15 protein-coding genes are annotated in these 15,506 nt (G+C 60.9%); 5 read left to right on the top strand and 10 right to left on the bottom strand.

Translation table 11 applies throughout. The features are described 5' to 3' along the window. Positions 1 to 40: 40 nt before the first annotated feature. The 9 genes from RVM26_RS14125 to RVM26_RS14085 all read right to left on the bottom strand — a co-directional run bounded on the left by RVM26_RS14125 (position 41) and on the right by RVM26_RS14085 (position 6,633). On the bottom strand, positions 41 to 838 hold the full coding sequence (locus RVM26_RS14125; protein WP_016915293.1) for an IS3 family transposase: 798 nt from the start codon (positions 836 to 838) through the stop codon (positions 41 to 43). Beyond that, the gene (locus RVM26_RS14120) at positions 726 to 1,166 is read right to left on the bottom strand and encodes a transposase (protein ID WP_498939301.1); all 441 of its coding nucleotides are present in this window, start codon (positions 1,164 to 1,166) and stop codon (positions 726 to 728) included. The genes RVM26_RS14125 and RVM26_RS14120 overlap by 113 nt, the downstream gene beginning before the upstream one ends. A gap of 128 nt (positions 1,167 to 1,294) precedes the next feature. After that, on the bottom strand, positions 1,295 to 1,549 hold the full coding sequence (locus RVM26_RS14115; protein WP_498939299.1) for a hypothetical protein: 255 nt from the start codon (positions 1,547 to 1,549) through the stop codon (positions 1,295 to 1,297). Between the two features lie 4 nt (positions 1,550 to 1,553). Continuing rightward, a complete protein-coding gene (gene tnpC / locus RVM26_RS14110) occupies positions 1,554 to 3,209 on the bottom strand; it encodes an IS66 family transposase (protein ID WP_193365618.1) in 1,656 nt (551 codons plus the stop codon). A 28-nt stretch (positions 3,210 to 3,237) separates the two neighbouring features. Beyond that, positions 3,238 to 3,582: an IS66 family insertion sequence element accessory protein TnpB gene (gene tnpB, locus RVM26_RS14105; RefSeq protein WP_016915087.1), complete on the bottom strand. Its 345-nt coding sequence runs from the start codon at positions 3,580 to 3,582 to the stop codon at positions 3,238 to 3,240. Then, the gene (tnpA, locus tag RVM26_RS14100; protein ID WP_016915086.1) at positions 3,579 to 3,866 is read right to left on the bottom strand and encodes an IS66 family insertion sequence element accessory protein TnpA; all 288 of its coding nucleotides are present in this window, start codon (positions 3,864 to 3,866) and stop codon (positions 3,579 to 3,581) included. The genes tnpB and tnpA overlap by 4 nt, the downstream gene beginning before the upstream one ends. 372 nt (positions 3,867 to 4,238) lie before the next feature. After that, on the bottom strand, positions 4,239 to 5,183 hold the full coding sequence (locus RVM26_RS14095) for a 5-oxoprolinase subunit C family protein (RefSeq protein ID WP_498939298.1): 945 nt from the start codon (positions 5,181 to 5,183) through the stop codon (positions 4,239 to 4,241). After that, the gene (gene pxpB / locus RVM26_RS14090) at positions 5,180 to 5,884 is read right to left on the bottom strand and encodes a 5-oxoprolinase subunit PxpB (protein ID WP_189464069.1); all 705 of its coding nucleotides are present in this window, start codon (positions 5,882 to 5,884) and stop codon (positions 5,180 to 5,182) included. Before pxpB ends, RVM26_RS14095 begins: the two co-directional genes overlap by 4 nt. Further along, complete coding sequence (locus RVM26_RS14085) at positions 5,881 to 6,633, bottom strand: 5-oxoprolinase subunit PxpA (RefSeq protein WP_498939296.1); 753 nt, start codon at positions 6,631 to 6,633, stop codon at positions 5,881 to 5,883. Before RVM26_RS14085 ends, pxpB begins: the two co-directional genes overlap by 4 nt. 412 nt (positions 6,634 to 7,045) lie before the next feature. Here RVM26_RS14085 and RVM26_RS14080 point away from each other — a divergent pair, with 412 nt between their 5' ends. The 4 genes from RVM26_RS14080 (at position 7,046) to RVM26_RS14065 (ending at position 10,999) form a co-directional block, all read left to right on the top strand. Beyond that, positions 7,046 to 8,035 (top strand): LysR family transcriptional regulator, encoded by a 990-nt coding sequence (locus tag RVM26_RS14080; protein WP_498939294.1) that lies wholly within the window; start codon positions 7,046 to 7,048, stop codon positions 8,033 to 8,035. Between the two features lie 17 nt (positions 8,036 to 8,052). Then, complete coding sequence (locus RVM26_RS14075) at positions 8,053 to 9,042, top strand: TRAP transporter substrate-binding protein (RefSeq protein WP_039174994.1); 990 nt, start codon at positions 8,053 to 8,055, stop codon at positions 9,040 to 9,042. 65 nt (positions 9,043 to 9,107) lie between these two features. Continuing rightward, positions 9,108 to 9,671, top strand: coding sequence for a TRAP transporter small permease (locus tag RVM26_RS14070; protein ID WP_039174996.1), 564 nt, complete (start codon positions 9,108 to 9,110; stop codon positions 9,669 to 9,671). Between the two features lie 23 nt (positions 9,672 to 9,694). Next, on the top strand, positions 9,695 to 10,999 hold the full coding sequence (locus RVM26_RS14065) for a TRAP transporter large permease (protein ID WP_498939291.1): 1,305 nt from the start codon (positions 9,695 to 9,697) through the stop codon (positions 10,997 to 10,999). Here RVM26_RS14065 and RVM26_RS14060 read toward each other — a convergent pair. Next, positions 10,996 to 12,540, bottom strand: coding sequence for a sensor domain-containing diguanylate cyclase (locus RVM26_RS14060; protein ID WP_498939289.1), 1,545 nt, complete (start codon positions 12,538 to 12,540; stop codon positions 10,996 to 10,998). The two genes, RVM26_RS14065 and RVM26_RS14060, sit on opposite strands and share 4 nt — an antisense overlap. A gap of 217 nt (positions 12,541 to 12,757) precedes the next feature. On the opposite strand from RVM26_RS14060, the gene RVM26_RS14055 reads away from it, so the two are divergent. Further along, positions 12,758 to 15,457 (top strand): bifunctional diguanylate cyclase/phosphodiesterase, encoded by a 2,700-nt coding sequence (locus RVM26_RS14055; protein WP_498939287.1) that lies wholly within the window; start codon positions 12,758 to 12,760, stop codon positions 15,455 to 15,457. Positions 15,458 to 15,506: the final 49 nt, after the last annotated feature.

Here is a 15,506-nt window from a genome sequence, read left to right as displayed (position 1 = left end):
CTTGGTGTCTATTGTAATGACCCCCTGGTTTCTGCACACCCTACGCGGCTAATGCCGGGTGTGCTCGGGGTGCCACATAGCCCAAGGACTGATGTGGCCGCTCTTCGTTGTAGTACCAGATCCAGCGACTGATCACTGCCCGCGCCTGGCCCAGCGATTCGAATCGGTGCTGCCAGATGCACTCTTCCTTCAAGGACCGGAAGAAGCGCTCGACCAGTCCGTTTTGCTCCGGGGTATAGGGCGTCGTGAACTCTTGGGTGAGCCCGTAGGCCTTCACCGTCGCCGTATAGTGTCGACTGCTGAAGACGAGGCCGTTGTCGGAACGCAGTGCCAGAGGTGAGTGAACTCTCCCCAGCGCTCCCAGGCGATAGATGAGCGCTTCTTCCAACGCCGCCTCAGCCGTCTTGCTACTGCCGTTATCCGATAACCGCCAGCCAAGGATCTCACGTGTACAGCAGTCGATGACCACCGCCAGACTGGCTCGCCGATCCTTTCCACACCACACGTACGTCAGGTCGGTCGCCCAACGCTCATCCGGCCTTGAGGCGATGGACGGTAGGCTCCTGGCCCGAGGCCGACAGCCTTGAGGCCGCTTGCGCACCTGCCATCCCTTCAGCTGAAGGATGCGCTGTATAGGCTTGCGATTCTCTCCCAGAACACACGCCAGACGACGATAGCCGTAAGTTGGGAAGCGCTCCAGGGCCAGTTTTACCCGGCTAACCAGCTCAGCATTGATGATACGGCAACGAGTCCTGGGCTGGTAATATAACGTCCTTCGAGGAAGCCCCAGCCACTGACACAGCTTGACGAGCGAGACCACGTGGCCTTTCTGGGCCATTTCCGCCTGCAACGACCTTACGAATTCTCGTCCTCGTCGAGCAGGCGTTTGAACTTTTTAAGGCATAAATCTGAAGATGGGCCTCACCCAAGGCTTCTTTGGTTTCCCGCAGTTCGGACTCGTACTGCTCGCGCATGTCCCTGGGGCGGGCTCGGAACCCGTTTTCCATGTTGCGCTGCGCTTCCTCCATCCAGCCTTCGACGTCTGAAACGGTGAGGTCGTGCTCCCGAGCGACTTCGGCAACCGTGGCTTTACCTTTGAAAATGTCCATGACCACGGAGGCCTTGCGCTTGGCGGTCCAGCGTTTAACGGTAGGTTCGTGACTCATATCGTCCTCCTGATGGCTGCACTATAACCTGTGCAGCTACGAAGGGGGTCACTTCAAAACTGGCAAGATGATTGAGGTGGTAACCACTTCACCACCGCCGTAAGCGTTCATTCCACGACGTAGTTGACCTACTTCACGTCACGCAGTGGCCTTAATAACTCCGGCGAGACCTTGTACTGTTTGGTGCCGTCCTCGGCCAGAACAATCACACTCTTGCGGTTGATCTTGGTGACGATCCCCAGCACCGGGCCTTCCCGGCCCTCGAAGGTTACTTTCAGGCCCACCCGCAACTGACTCAGTGCCTGCAGATTTTCCTGATCCCTCAGTTCGTCGATGCGCCGGCAGACGTATTGATTCAATTCCAGCAACTGGTCGATGCTCATGTCCTCAATGCGCACGGACGGTAGCCTCCGGCTGTTTGCTCTGTCGATCAGGATGGCGTGGGTCGATCAGCGCCCGTAATGGGTTGTCGGCAAACCGGGTTTTCCAGAGACGAGGCGTCAGGTCGCTGACGTCACTGGCCGGGTGCTGGCTGATGCGTTGCAGCACGTCCACCAGGTAGGTGTAGGGGGTAATATCGTGCAGCTTGCAGGTGCTGATCAGGCTCTGGATGATGCCCAGGTGTTCCGCGCCCAGTTCGGTCCAGCAGAACATCCAGTTTTTCTTGCCCATGGGGATGGGCCGTAGGGCCCGTTCCAGGTGATTGGTATCGGGTTGTACGCCCGGATCTTCCAGGAACACCGTCAGGCTCGTTTCCCGGCCGAGCACGTAATTCAGGGCTTTGGTTAACGGTTCACTGGGTAACAGGCCGCCTTGCCCCAACTGATCCCGGCACCATTGGAAGAAGCCGCTGACGACCGGCTTCGCATGGTCCAGCCGGTATTGACGCTTCTTCTCGCCGGTGAGCTCCTTTTCCTTAATGGTATCTTCAATCTGGTACAGCTTCGCGATCTGTTGCAGGGCTTCGGTGGCCTTCTCAGGATGATCCTTTTGGGCCTCAACGAAGCAACGGCGACTATGCACCCAGCATTGAGCATGAGTAATGCCTTTCTGGGCCGCGGCATAGCGGGCATATGCGGCATAACCATCGCTGATCAGAGTGCCACTGAATTGGTCGTTCAGAACCTGCTCGATGTGCAGTCGGCCCCGACTGTTCGAGTAGGTAAACACCACTTCGTCGTCATCACCGTATAGGGGCCAGAACCAGCCTGTTTTCATCTTGCCTTTCTGCGGGCCTGCCCGGCCCTGGTGGCCCGCTTTGATGGGTGTTTCGTCCATGGCCAGCACCCGGCTGCGCAGCACGTTGTCGGTCTGGGCGTCCACAATGGGCCGAAGCAGGTCGATGGCCCGCTTCACCAGGTTCGTCAGGGTGCTGCGGCTGAGGGTAATACCCGCTTGTTGAATGCGCTGGTGCTGGCGATACAGCGGCAGGTGGAACTGGAACTTGTCCACCAGCAACCCGGCCAGCAGGCTGACATCGGCCAGGCTGTTGTCCAGCACGTTGAACGGGGCTGGTGTTGTCACAGGTTTTTGATCCGTGCCCTTACGACGGAACACCGGGCGTTCGCATTTGAGCACCACATAGCTGGAGGCCCGCTGGGCCAGACGGTAGGTGGTTTTGGTGCCGATGATGTCGTATTGGTCGGCGTCCGGCCCGGTCAGCTCCGGCGGCAGTTGCTCGATCACTTCCACCGGTACATCCGCCGTAAAGCGCAGGCCGGTGTCGTTCAGGCAGTCGTCATCGCGCTGCTTTTTGCCGGTGCCGCGCTGGTAGGCCTTGATGGTGCGCTTTTCTTCCTCGGCAGGCTGTTCCGGTAGCGGTGCGTCATCCGGTTGGAACAGGTTGTCCTGTTCCGGAATATCGTAAACCTGTTTCTCGGATTTGGGGCCGAACAGCTGCTTCTTGAACCAGTCTAACTGGTGTTTCAACTGCCGAATGGATTCCGCCTGGGCCTCCAACTGCTCGCGCTGCAACGCATTTTCCTCGGCCAGGGCCGAGTAGGAAGGTGCATTGGGTTGGGGGTCGGAAGCCGTTGAATTCATGGCCGACATTATACCGGAAGTCCGTCTTCTATACCCCTCGAAAACGCTTGAATTGGCGGTATTTCTGCACCTCGATGCCATCGATCAGTAGTTGCAGATCCGTCAGGGTCAGGGCTCGCTGACCGGAGGCGGATAACGGCACCCGGAACTGCCCCTGCTCCAGGCGCTTGGCCCACAGGCAATAACCGGTAGCGGTAAAATACAGCATCTTCATCTGGGTCTTGCGACGATTGACGAAGACGAAATACTGGCCACTGAGTGGGTCGTGCTTCAACTGATTCCGGACCAGGGCGCTCAGGCCCCGGAACGATTTGCGCATATCCGTGGGCTCGGTGCACAGCCAGATGCGCGCCTGACTATCGAGCCCGATCATCCGTTCTGGCTCAGCCGCAATTCGACGCCGTTGCCGAGGCTGAGCACAATGTTCCAGCCTGGGCCGGACTGCGCTGCACCCATCAGAGAGGACAGGTCCAGAAAACCGGCTTCGCCGGAATCCGCTGAGTCACCGGCCGCCTGATCGGACAGGCGCTTGCGCCAGTTGCAGAAACTGGCGTAGCCGATGTTCTCTTGTTTGCAGAACTTCGAAGCTGACAGACCACTGTCTCGCTGCTGATTGACCAGGGCCTGCCACTGTTCGGGTGTGCGGTGCTTTCTCATGGGGGTAACCTCGCTTGGAAACTGTGAGGTTACTTTAGGGCGAATTTTAGCGGGGTGGCAGAACGTCGTGGAATGAACGCTTACCCACCGCCGGGCAAAACGCCACTGAGGCGCTAGAAAGCGGCGCGCTGACCTTAAGTGACATCGACAACCGCGCCAGCTATGAGGCATACAGCACCAGCGTCGGGCTGAGTGCTGGCCAAGGCGATATGAGCTTCTTTGGTATCGGTGTGGGTCGAGGTGCTGGCGATGCCTGTAGCACTACGTTTGCTGCCGACCACCTCAATGCCCGGCAGCTCAAGACCAATAACACTCAGAATTAGAAAAGAGTATGGCGCCGCTTTGGGAGCAACGCAGCAGATCCATTCATTTTTATAGCCAACCTTGGAGCTGCTTGCGATACGCCGCCTGCGCCTGCGTCGCACTGATCGGCTGCAAACGCACTTCTGTACCCGGCAGGCACTGTGCCAGCCGGGCGCAGGCCATAGGCGTGAGGGCGCCCAAACGCGGGTAGCCCCCAATGGTTTGGCGGTCGTTCATCAGGATGATCGGCTGACCATCGGGGGGGATCTGCACGGCCCCCAGCGGTATCCCTTCCGAGACGATGCCGCCCAGGCGGCTGTTCAACGCTTTGCCGGTGAGTCGAATGCCCATGCGGTCGGCGCGTTGGTCTACGGTCCAGGGCTGGTTGAAGGCATCGAACAGGCTGCGCCCGGCAAAGTGGGCGGCCTGGGAGCCCAGGACCATATCGAGTCGTACCGTTTGCGGCGTGCTGGAAATCGCAGCCGTTGGCAGCTCAGCGTGTGCGGGCAGTGTGCGCACCGACGCCGAAATGCCTTTCCAGGTCAGCGTATCGCCCGCCTTGAGCGGCTGGCCATCTTCATGCAGCCCGCCTATCTGCTCTCGGGCGGTGCATGCTCGACTGCCCAGCACGGCGGGTGCATCGAGCCCGCCAGGGAAGGCGAGGTACGCGCGCAGGCCTTGCTTTGGCTGACGAAAAACCAGCGTCTGGCCCGCCTGCATCAGGAAGCTGGCGTTGGGGGCAAGGGGCTGGCCGTCCAGTGTGGTGGCCAGGTCGGCCCCGGTCAGGGCGAGGCGTACGTCGCGGTTGGCCACCAGGGTCAGGTTGCCGCCCATGACGATTTCCAGGGCTGCGTTATGCAAGGGGTTGCCCAGCAGCCAGTTGGCCCAGCGGAAGGCGATCCAGTCGGCGGCACCGCCCTGGGTAATGCCCAGGTGGCCAACGCCGAAGCGGCCTGCATCCTGAATCAGCGCCAGCGGCCCGGCTTGCTTGACGGTCAACATGGGCTGGCTCATGGGCGCTCCTCCAGCGGGGTGGTGTCGCCGCCGGCCGCTTCGAACTCGGCTTTTGAGATCGCCTTGAAGCGCACTTTATCGCCGGGGCGCAGCAGCGGCTCGCCGCGTTTGGCGTGCTCGAACAGCGGCACGGCGGTTCTACCCAGAATGTTCCAGCCGCCCGGGGAAAGCAGCGGGTAGATGGCCGTTTGTCGGTCGGCAATGCCGACGCTGCCCGCCGCGACGCGGCGGCGAGGCGTTTTCAATCGTGGCGTGGCAATGGCCTCATCCACCAGGCCCATGAAGCCGTAGCCAGGGGCAAAGCCCAGCGCAAACACGCAGTAATCGTGGCTGCAGTGGCGCTCGATCAAGGCATCGACGCTGAGCCCGGCGCGCGTTGCCACCATGGGCAATTCGGGGCCAACGCTTTCGTCGTACCACACGGGAATCTCGTGCAGCTGCCCCTGCTGTGTGTCGGCAGGGGTGAGATCGTGCAGCGCGCTACGTACCAGCGTCGTGGCCTGGGTAAAGGTGAGCTTCTGGCAATCGTAGTGCACCAGTAAAGTGGTGTACGAGGGAATCAGGTCGATCAGCGCATGAGCAAAGGCGCGGCGTAGCGCCTCGTCGGCGGCCATGATCCAGGCCATATTGCGTTCATCGATGGCGTCGAACAGGCGCACCGTCAAGGCGTCCATGGCGGCGGTTTCCAGGCGTAGTTTCACGCGGACTCCAGCGCCGTGAAGGCCTCGCGAATGGCGCGCACGGCAGCCACGGATTCGGGGTTGTCGCCATGCACGCAGAGCGTGTCGCAGGGCAACTGCAAGGCGCTGCCATCTCGGGCGGTGAGCGCTTCCCCTTTGGCCAGTGCAACCGCTTGGGCGACGATGGTGGTCTGGTCGTGGTGCACGGCCCCTGCCAGGCGACGAGAGGCCAGATGGCCGTTGGCCTCATACGCGCGGTCAGCGAAGGTCTCGAACCACAGCGTGACGCCCATTTTTTCCGCTAGCTGACGGTGCGGCGCTGGGTCAGCGGTGGCCATCACCATCAGCGGCAGGCGGGTATCGAAGGCTTTCACGGCGCGCATGGCGCCTTCCAGCAGCGCCAGGTTGGCGGCCATATCGTTGTACATGGCCCCGTGGGGTTTGACGTAGCTCAGCGCGGTGCCTTCCGCCTGGCAAATGCCCGCCAGCGCGCCGATCTGGTAGAGCATCATGTCTTCCACTTCATCCGGCGTGCAGGCCATGGAGCGGCGGCCAAACCCCATGAGATCCGGGTAGCCCGGGTGCGCACCGATCTTCACGTCGTGCTGGACCGCCAGGGCCACCGTCTTGCGCATCACATGGGGGTCGGAAGCGTGGTAGCCGCAGGCAATGTTGGCGCAGTCGACGTAGGGCATGACGTCTGCGTCCAAGCCAATCGACCAGTTGCCGAAACTTTCGCCCATGTCGCAGTTGAGAAGGGGAATGGCCATAGCACCTCCAGCAGATGGATTATGTTTTTGATTGTGCGAATCAATATATGGAGGCGCGATATCAAGTGCCAATCGTTTTTAGCGATACTTAATATCGGCCCTTCCTATCATGCTGTTATTTAGTGGAAAAATGGTTGACGCTAGGGCGCGATACGATTATCAACTAAATAAAGCACCTCAAAAAAACATAAAAGAAACGCTCAGGCAGGATTCGGCAACACGTCATCGCGACGCAGAACAATGGCCGCCCACGAGTGATTTCCCAGGAGTGCATCATGCGGTCGTCGCCAGCCCCGCGACAGCGCATCCGGGATTGCCCGGATATGCTGAACATACATTCTCCGTACAGCCCCCTGTGCTTGCCTTGCGGCGTGGCATTCTGTGGCTGTCTCGATATGGCTGGTTAGGCATCATGCTCGATTTCAAGGAACTGGACGCCTTCGTCTGGGCGGTCAAGCTGGGGTCCTTTCGCAAGGCGGCCTTGCGCTTGCACATCACTCAGCCGTCGGTTTCCGAACGTATCTCGCGGTTGGAAAACAGCGTGGGCGATATCCTGCTGGAGCGCTCGGCGCGCCCCATTCAGCCCACCATGCGCGGCCGCGAGTTCTATCTCCATGCAGAGCGCTTGCTGGCCCAGCGCGAAGAAGCCCTCAAACTTTTCGACAACGACGAAACGTTTTCGGCGCCGCTGAGGCTGGGCACCATCGAAACCATTGCCCACAGCTGGTTCCCTACGTTCATGCAGCAGCTCACGGCGCGTTACCCTGCGCTGATCATCGAGCTGACCGTGGATTACTCCCCGGCGCTCAACGAGCGGCTGCTCTCCAACGAACTTGATGTGCTGCTGGCCATGAACGGCTACCTGCCCACCGAACACATCGAGTACGACACCCTCAGCCCCTATGAAATGGGCATGTTCGTGTCGCCCCGTCATGCGCGGATGCTGGGCGAGCACCCCGATGCCTGGGCAAGTAGCCTGCCGTTCATCTCGTTTGGCAAGCTGGCGCGCCCTTATGAAGAGCTGCTGCGCTACTTGAGCGACCAGGGCGTTCGTCAGCCGCGTATCCATAGTGTCAGTACGCTGATGACCATCGTGCGGCTCACCGTGGAAGGGCTGGGCATCGGTGCCCTGCCGGTGGCCACGGTGCTGGAGGAGTGGCAGCGGGGCGAGCTGTACCGGCTGGCGCTGCCCGCGCCGCTGCCTGCCATGCACTACGACGTCATCTGGCGCACGGCCAACCACTCCCGGTTTTGCCGCAGCGTGGGCCGTCTGGCCCAGGAGTGCGCACGGGGCTATGCCCATGACAAGCAGAGCGACATTCGTCATACCGCTTCTACCGGCCGCTGGGTGACCCCTGGCGTGCTTCCTTCCCACCCCGTTGCATCATCCCTATCAATATGAACAAAAGGATCATTCCCATGCGTACACGTTTTGCGACTCCGCTGTTGCTGGCCACTGCCTGTAGTCTTGCCGCCGCTGCCACGGCGCAAGCTGCCCAGTGGACCATGGCCACGCCCTACGGCGATGCCAGTTTCCATACTCAAAACACCAAACAGTTCGCCGAAGACGTGGCCGAGGCCACGGGTGGTGAGCTGACCATCACGGTACACAGCGGCGGCTCGCTGGTATCGCATGGTGAGATCAAGCCTTCAGTGCGCCGTGGCACCATCGATGCCGGTGAGGTGTTCCTGTCGGTACTCTCCAACGATGACCCGATTTTCGAGGTCGACACCCTGCCAGGCGTCGCCGGTAGTTACGACGATGCCTACGCCCTGTGGGAAGCGACCAAACCGATGATCACGGAGTTGTTCGCTTACGAGGGCTTGATTCCGCTCTACGCCGTGGCATGGCCCGCCCAAGGAATCTATACCGCCAAACCGCTGACCGACCCGGCACAGTTCGAAGGACTGCGCGTGCGTGCGCCCAATATCAACACCCAGCGCTTCGTCAACAACCTGGGCGGCAGCCCCACCGAAACCGAAGAGTCGGACATCCCCACGGCGTTCAGCACCGGCCGTGTGGATGCCATGATTACCTCCAGCTCGACCGGTAACTCCATGGCCGCCTGGGACTATGTCTCGGACTATACCGATGCCAACCTGTGGCTACCGAAGAACATCGTGTTCATCAGCCAGCGCAGCTTTGATCGTCTGGACGAGGCCACCCAGGAGGCGCTGATGGAAGCGGCAGCCCGTGCCGAAGAGCGTGGCTGGCAGATGAGCCGCGATAACAACGAGGCCAGCCTGGCGGCGCTCGAAGCCAACGGCATTAGCGTTTCCGAGCCCAATGAGGCCGTGGCTGCGGCGTTGCAGGCAGCAGGCGATGCGCTGTTTGCCGACTGGTTGGCCCGTGCCGATGATGAAGCCGAACAAGCGCTGGAAACCTATCAAGCCCAGCGCGGCGAATAATCTGGCTCCACGTGGGGCGGTGTGACCGCCCCTTCTTCTCTGCGCACTGTGCGAGACATGCGAACATGACGTTTAAATTCGACAAACTCTACCGCCTGGGTGCCTGGGGAGCCGCCGCGTGCATGGTGGCGATTTGTGCGCTGATCGCCCTGCAGGTCACCTTCCGGCTGGTGGATGCACTGCTGGTGCTGGTGGGCCTGGGGCGGCTGGGCATCAGCATTACTGGGGTCTCGGAAATGGCCTCTTACCTGCTGGTCGGCGCCACCTTTCTGGGGCTGGCCTACACCTTCGTTCACCACGCACACATTCGTGTCACCCTGCTGATTTCGCGACTGCCGTCCGCCATTCGCGTCTGGTTTGAAGTCTTCGGTCTCATCGTCGCGCTGGCCATCAGCCTGCTGCTGGGGTACGGGCTGATCGAACTGGCCAGGGAAAGCCTGCAATACAACGATGTCTCGTCGGGGTTCATGGCCATTCCGCTGTGGATTCCGCAAACCGTGTTAGCCACGGGGGTGGGATTACTGTGTCTGGCGCTGTTGGAAGCGCTGATCACGGCGCTGCGCATTGCCGCCCGCGACCCGTCCAGCTTCCGCGAAGCGACGGCCACCGATGACAGCGAGATGCCCTAGCTCGGCTACTCTGGAGAATTCCTGTGCTACTACTTAGCTTGGTGACGATGTTTACCCTGGTGCTGCTGTTGGGCAGTGGGGTGTGGATCGCGTTTGCGCTGATCGGAACGGCGTGGATCGCGTTGGAGTTTTTTAGCCCGTTTTCACCGGGGCCGATTCTGGCCTCCGATTTCTGGGGTGCCAGCTATGGCTGGGATTTGACGGCGCTGCCCATGTTCATCTGGATGGGCGAGATTCTGTTTCGCTCGGGGCTGGCCGACAACATGTTCCGTGGCCTGTCGCCCTGGTTGAACCGCCTGCCGGGCCGTCTGCTGCATACCAATATCATCGGCAGTGGCATGTTCGCGGCGGTGTGCGGTTCGTCGGCAGCCACCTGTGCCACGGTCGGTAAAATGACCCTGCCGGAGCTGGAACGTCGAGGCTACGACAGCAATATGGCCATTGGTACGTTGGCCAGTGCGTCCACCCTGGGCCTGCTCATTCCTCCCTCCATCGTGCTGATCGTGTATGGCGTGGTGACCGAGCAGTCGATCTCACGGCTGTTCATGGCCGGTATCGGGCCGGGCCTGATGATTCTGGCCCTGTTCATGGCATATCTGGTGCTCTGGGCGCTGCTCAAGGGCAACCGGGAACAGTTGACCGGTGCCGACGAGTCGAGCATGAGCCTGGCGGAAAAGCTGCGCAATACCTGGGCGCTCATGCCGATACTGCTGCTGATCGGCGGCATTATCGTGTCCATTTACGGTGGTTTGGCGTCGCCGACGGAAGCCGCCGCCGTGGGGGTCGTGCTGTCGATGGTGATTGCTTACTTCAACGGCCACTTCAACCGAGCCATTTTCACCAGCTCACTGTTTGCGGCGGTGCGGACGGCGTGCATGATCGCCTTCATCATTGCCGGGGCCTCGTTCCTGACCTCGGCCATGGGCTTTACTCAGGTGCCCATGCAGCTGGCCCGTGCCATTGGGGAAATGGGGCTGTCGCCGACGGTGCTGCTCATTGCCTTGACGGCTCTGCTGCTGGTGATGGGCTGCTTTCTGGACGGTATTTCACTGATTCTGCTGGTGACCGCCATCATTATGCCGGTGGTCAGTGCGGCGGGCTTTGATTTGATCTGGTTCGGGATTTATCTGGTGATCGTGGTGGAGATGTCGCAAATCACGCCGCCCGTCGGGTTCAACCTGTTCGTGATCCAGGGGCTTACCGGCAAGGATATCCTGACCATCACCAAGGCAACGCTACCGTTCTTTCTGCTGATGCTGTTGGCAATCGCCTTGATGCATATCTTCCCTGAAATTGCGCTGTACCTGCCCCAGGCGATGAATCGTTAACGAGAGGGAAGATCACGCCCATATACGGCAATACCGCCCCGACCAGCGCGCTTGATGGCGTACATGCTCTGGTCGGCGGCGTCGATCATCTCTCTTTCATTGGCAAACTCGCCATCGTCGAGACACGCAATACCGATCGAGACGGAGATATAAAGCAGCTCCCGGCCAACCTCGGCCATGGGCTGCTCCTGCAGGCGTTGGGTAATCCGTTCGGCAAAATGCTGAGCCGTTTCGGCCGTTTCGTCGGGCAGGATGACCAGAAACTCCTCACCGCCATAGCGGCCCGCCAGGTCACCCGCCCGAGTCAGGGCCGACAGCGTACTGCCGAACTGGGCAAGCACCTGGTCGCCTGCCTGGTGGCCGTAGCGGTCATTCAGCACCTTGAAGTGATCCAGGTCGATGAACACGACCGAGAGCGTGCGCTGCCGGGAGCGGCAGCGTTCGAAGCATTCATGCAACTGCTCTTCCAGCCAGGCGCGATTGGCTAGCTGGGTCAGCGGGTCGATGCGGCTACGTTGTTCGAGCTGCGTGTAGTCCTTCAGGAGCGATTCACTGCTCCTCTGCTGCGCTTCCAGCTGAGTGCTGAGCATCAGCGTGTGTTCGAACAAGCGCTGATGGGCACGTTCGATCAACGAGTAACTATCCACGGTCACGGCTAGCGGAATGTCGAGCGAGTGCGACAGCGGTGGCAGCGTTTGCTGCAGATGGGTCAGCAGCGTATCAAGGGCCAATGGCTGAGGGAGTGCCATCAGGCTTGATTGGCGCATCAGCAGCGCCAGTGCCTGGGCCGGGTCGGGGGAGAGCCAGGCATCGGCCACCAGCCCCGACAAACGGATGCACAGATCCGCCAGGTTGTCGGTATCCAGCGGACCATGGCTTTCATACACGCTACGCGCCAGTGTCTCGTGTACGCCCCACTTCAACAGTAGCCATGCACCCACCAGCGCGTGATCGCAGCCAAACAGGCATTGCTCGGCCTGTATGACCTGTTGATGTGTCACGCCTTCATGACCATAAAGAGGCTCCGCATCTGCCGGGAAGGCTTTCTGCAAGGCAAGCATGCCAATGTCCTGCAACAGTGCGGCTGTGAACACCCGTCCTGCCTGTTCAGGGCAGTGCTGTTGGGCGAAGTAGCTGGCCGTAACGGCCGCCGTAAAGGCGCGCTGCCAATAAAGGCGCTGGCTAGGCGTACCGTTGTGCTGTTCAAATAGCTTGAAGCTGAGCACCGTTGCCAGAGTGGCATCGGTGCCCAGCCGTTGGGTCGCTTCGAAACAGGTCAAGGGCGGTTGGCTGGCGCGCAGGTAGTGCACGCTGTTGGCCACGCTCAGCACTCTGGCCGTCAGGGCAGGGTCATGTTCGATGGTCGTGGCATAGTCCGTCAGGGTCGCCTCAGCCGTGCTGGCAACTTCCAGGACACGCATGGCAACGGCAGGCAGTGACGGAAGCCCCTGACACTTCTGCAGTGTGCTCCCCAGGGTAGGGGGGAGCTGACTGGCAAGCTCATGGTAGAACGCGTCGCTGATGGCGGCTGAGCCCGTCATGTGATCTCCTCGTACGCCGAACAGCGGAGTGGGCGACTTATCGTATAGGGAAAGCTATTGTTTACCATAGTGTACGCCGCACCGATATGACGGTGGTACAGCCTCTATCCCTAAGACCCTGGTTTATGCTGCAAATGTCACTGTGTTTTTTTACCTGAATTCAGGTTAAAAAGAGTCAAAGCCGAGCTGCTTAAAAATGACACAAGCGAGTGCCGTGATGCACACCAGACAAGAAGCAGCAGAGATGTTTCGCCAACTGGCAGAAGGGCTTGGGCATAGCCACCGGCCCTCCTTTTTCGATGCGCTGGTGGAGCAGTTGGCGCGACTGGTGGCGGTAGAGCATGTCCTGATCGCAGCGATCCGAGCGCCTAATATAGCGGAAACCTTGTCCGTATGGTCAAGCGGTGCGCTGGCGAGCAATATCCGCTACTCGTTGACGGGGACACCCTGCGAAACCGTCGTGGGCCACCAACCCTGCCTCTACCCCTGCAACGTGCAAGAGCGTTTTCCGCAAGATGAGCTATTGGTGCAATTGGGCGCCGAGAGCTACATGGGCTTGCCGCTGTTTGCTGCCGATGGTGCGGCCATTGGCATTCTGGCGGTATTGAGCAATCGGCCACGGGCATTCGATGGGCTCGAGAACGAAATCCTGCGTATTGCGGCAGCCCAGGCGGGGGCCGAGCTGGGCCGTCGCCAGGCCGAAAGCGCCTTGCAGGCAAGCGAGCTGGCAGCCAAAGAGAGCGAGCGGCGTCTGGATACCCTGCTCAATCACCTGCCCGGCATGGCGTACCGGTGCCAAAACGATCGCGACTGGACCATGCTGCTGGTGAGCCAAGGCGCCACGGCGCTGACCGGATACCACCCGGATGAGTTGGTGAAAAGTCGCGTCATCAGCTTTGGTGAGCTGGTGCACCCAGAAGACTTCCCTCGCCTCTCGGCGGCCGCGCAGCGGGCGGTCGAAGAACGCTGCCCTTTCCGCGTGATCTATCGGCTCCGGCATCGCGATGGGCGCGAACGCTGGGTCTGGGAGCAGGGCCAGGCCATCTATACGCAGAGCGGCGAGCCGCTCTGCTTTGAAGGCTTCATTACCGATGTGACCGATCAGCAAGTGTCGCAGCGGGTGCAGCAAGCCGTGGTGGAGGTGGCGTCCACGGTGACCTCGCGGATCGGGGATGACTACTTCCTTGAGCTGATCACGACCCTGACGCGCCTGCTGGAGGCAGATGCAGGCTTGATTGCCCTGCTGGAGCCCCCTCTGCCTGGTGAAGGCTTGCCTGATGCAACCGGTGCCATGCCGGTACGCACCGCCAGTCTGGTCAGCCTGGTCGTGGACGGCCAGGCTCAGGCGAGCGGGCACTTTGCCTTGCCTGGCACGCCCGCCGAGCAAGTGGTCATCGAACAGGAAAGTACCGAACTGCACAGTGCTGGCTACTGGCTGCCGGGCAACGCCCTGAGGGCCGAGGCCTGGATCGGGCGGCGGCTGGATAATGCCCAGGGTGATGCCATTGGGGTCATGATGGTGTTCTACCGACAGCCGCTGTCCACCAATGCCTTTGCCACATCGGTGCTTCAAATACTCTCGACCGGTGCGGCGGCCGAGCTAGAGCGGCGCCGAGATCATCGCCGTATTCACCAGTTGGCCTACATCGATACCATCACCGAGCTGCCCAATCGCGCCCATTTCATGGAGCAGTTGGCGACGCTGGGCGCTCAGGCCCAGTGCGAGCGTAAGTCGCTGACACTGGTGCTGCTGGACCTGCGTCGTTTCAAGGAGATCAATGACCTGCATGGCCATCAGGTGGGAGACGCGTTGCTGGCCACCGTCGCCAGGCGTCTCCAGCGGCTGCATGACCTGAGCGGCCACTGCGCGCGGCTCTCCAGCGATGAGTTCGCACTACTTCTGCCGCAGCATCAGGGAGTAGCACTGGAAGCCTTCATCAGGCAAGTGATCGAGGCCATCAGGCACCCGATTCATCTGGAGCACCGTGAGTTTCAGTTGGATGCCAGCATCGGTTTCGCGCGCTACCCCAGCGACGTGGCCGCCCCCGCCGAGCTGTTCAACGCCGCCAGCATTGCGCTGCACGATGCCAAGCAGCGCGATGCGGGCATATCTCCCTATACGCAGACCATGCGCCGCACGCTGGAGCGCCAGCAGTGGATGACCGAACGCTTGCACCGCGCCATCATCGAGCGGCGTCTGGAACTCTACTTTCAGCCGCAGGTAGACCTTGAGACCTATGCACTGACCGGTGCCGAAGTGCTCTGCCGCTGGCATGACCCGGAGTGGGGTTGGGTCAGCCCCGGCGAGTTCATCCCCCTTGCCGAACGGCGTGGGCTGATCCGCCTGCTGGGCGATTGGGTATTGGAAGCATCGGCGCGTCAGTGGTCGGACTGGCAGGTGGCGGGCACTCCGCTGCCTGGGCGGCTGTCGATCAACATGGCCGCCCAGCAGTTTGCCGACCCACGGCTGACCGAGCACGTCGCGCGGCTCACCCAAGGAGTGCCGCCGCAAGCGCTGGCCCTGGAGCTGACCGAAAGCGACTTCATGCGGGATCCGGACCAGGCGGTCATGATTACCCAGGCCATGCGTCAGGCGGGGTATGCGCTGCTGATCGATGACTTTGGCACCGGATATTCGTCACTTTCCTATTTGCGCCGATTCGAGGCGGATGCCTTGAAAATCGATATCTCTTTCGTGCGCGACATGCTGGACAACCCCCATGATCGCGCCATCGTGCAGACCATCATCGCCATGGCCAACGCGCTGGGCATGAAAACCCTGGCCGAGGGTGTCGAGCAGCAGGCCCAGGCCGAGCTGCTGGCACAACTGGGCTGTCATCAGGCTCAGGGGTATTGGTTTGGGCGGCCTCTGCCGGCGGCTGAGTTTGCCGCCACCTGGCTAAGCCGCCAGGGCTAGCCGCGCGTCATCGTCCTGTCATCATCCATGGCATACCCTACGCGCGCCA

Origin of the sequence: Halomonas sp. KM072 (assembly GCF_050710315.1) — a bacterium.
GTDB lineage: Bacteria > Pseudomonadota > Gammaproteobacteria > Pseudomonadales > Halomonadaceae > Vreelandella > Vreelandella hamiltonii.
This window is presented reverse-complemented; position numbering and strand designations above follow the sequence as displayed.

Bases quoted from the DNA above. Each gene is read 5' to 3' on its own strand.
- tnpA (WP_016915086.1), bottom strand. From the start codon at position 3,866: ATGAGAAAGCACCGCACACCCGAACAGTGGCAGGCCCTGGTCAATCAG.
- RVM26_RS14055 (WP_498939287.1), top strand. From the start codon at position 12,758: ATGCACACCAGACAAGAAGCAGCAGAGATGTTTCGCCAACTGGCAGAA.
- tnpB (WP_016915087.1), bottom strand. From the start codon at position 3,582: ATGATCGGGCTCGATAGTCAGGCGCGCATCTGGCTGTGCACCGAGCCC.
- RVM26_RS14060 (WP_498939289.1), bottom strand. From the start codon at position 12,540: ATGACGGGCTCAGCCGCCATCAGCGACGCGTTCTACCATGAGCTTGCC.
- tnpC (WP_193365618.1), bottom strand. From the start codon at position 3,209: ATGAATTCAACGGCTTCCGACCCCCAACCCAATGCACCTTCCTACTCG.
- RVM26_RS14095 (WP_498939298.1), bottom strand. From the start codon at position 5,183: ATGAGCCAGCCCATGTTGACCGTCAAGCAAGCCGGGCCGCTGGCGCTG.
- RVM26_RS14085 (WP_498939296.1), bottom strand. From the start codon at position 6,633: ATGGCCATTCCCCTTCTCAACTGCGACATGGGCGAAAGTTTCGGCAAC.
- RVM26_RS14080 (WP_498939294.1), top strand. From the start codon at position 7,046: ATGCTCGATTTCAAGGAACTGGACGCCTTCGTCTGGGCGGTCAAGCTG.
- RVM26_RS14075 (WP_039174994.1), top strand. From the start codon at position 8,053: ATGCGTACACGTTTTGCGACTCCGCTGTTGCTGGCCACTGCCTGTAGT.
- RVM26_RS14120 (WP_498939301.1), bottom strand. From the start codon at position 1,166: ATGAGTCACGAACCTACCGTTAAACGCTGGACCGCCAAGCGCAAGGCC.
- RVM26_RS14070 (WP_039174996.1), top strand. From the start codon at position 9,108: ATGACGTTTAAATTCGACAAACTCTACCGCCTGGGTGCCTGGGGAGCC.
- RVM26_RS14115 (WP_498939299.1), bottom strand. From the start codon at position 1,549: ATGAGCATCGACCAGTTGCTGGAATTGAATCAATACGTCTGCCGGCGC.
- RVM26_RS14125 (WP_016915293.1), bottom strand. From the start codon at position 838: ATGGCCCAGAAAGGCCACGTGGTCTCGCTCGTCAAGCTGTGTCAGTGG.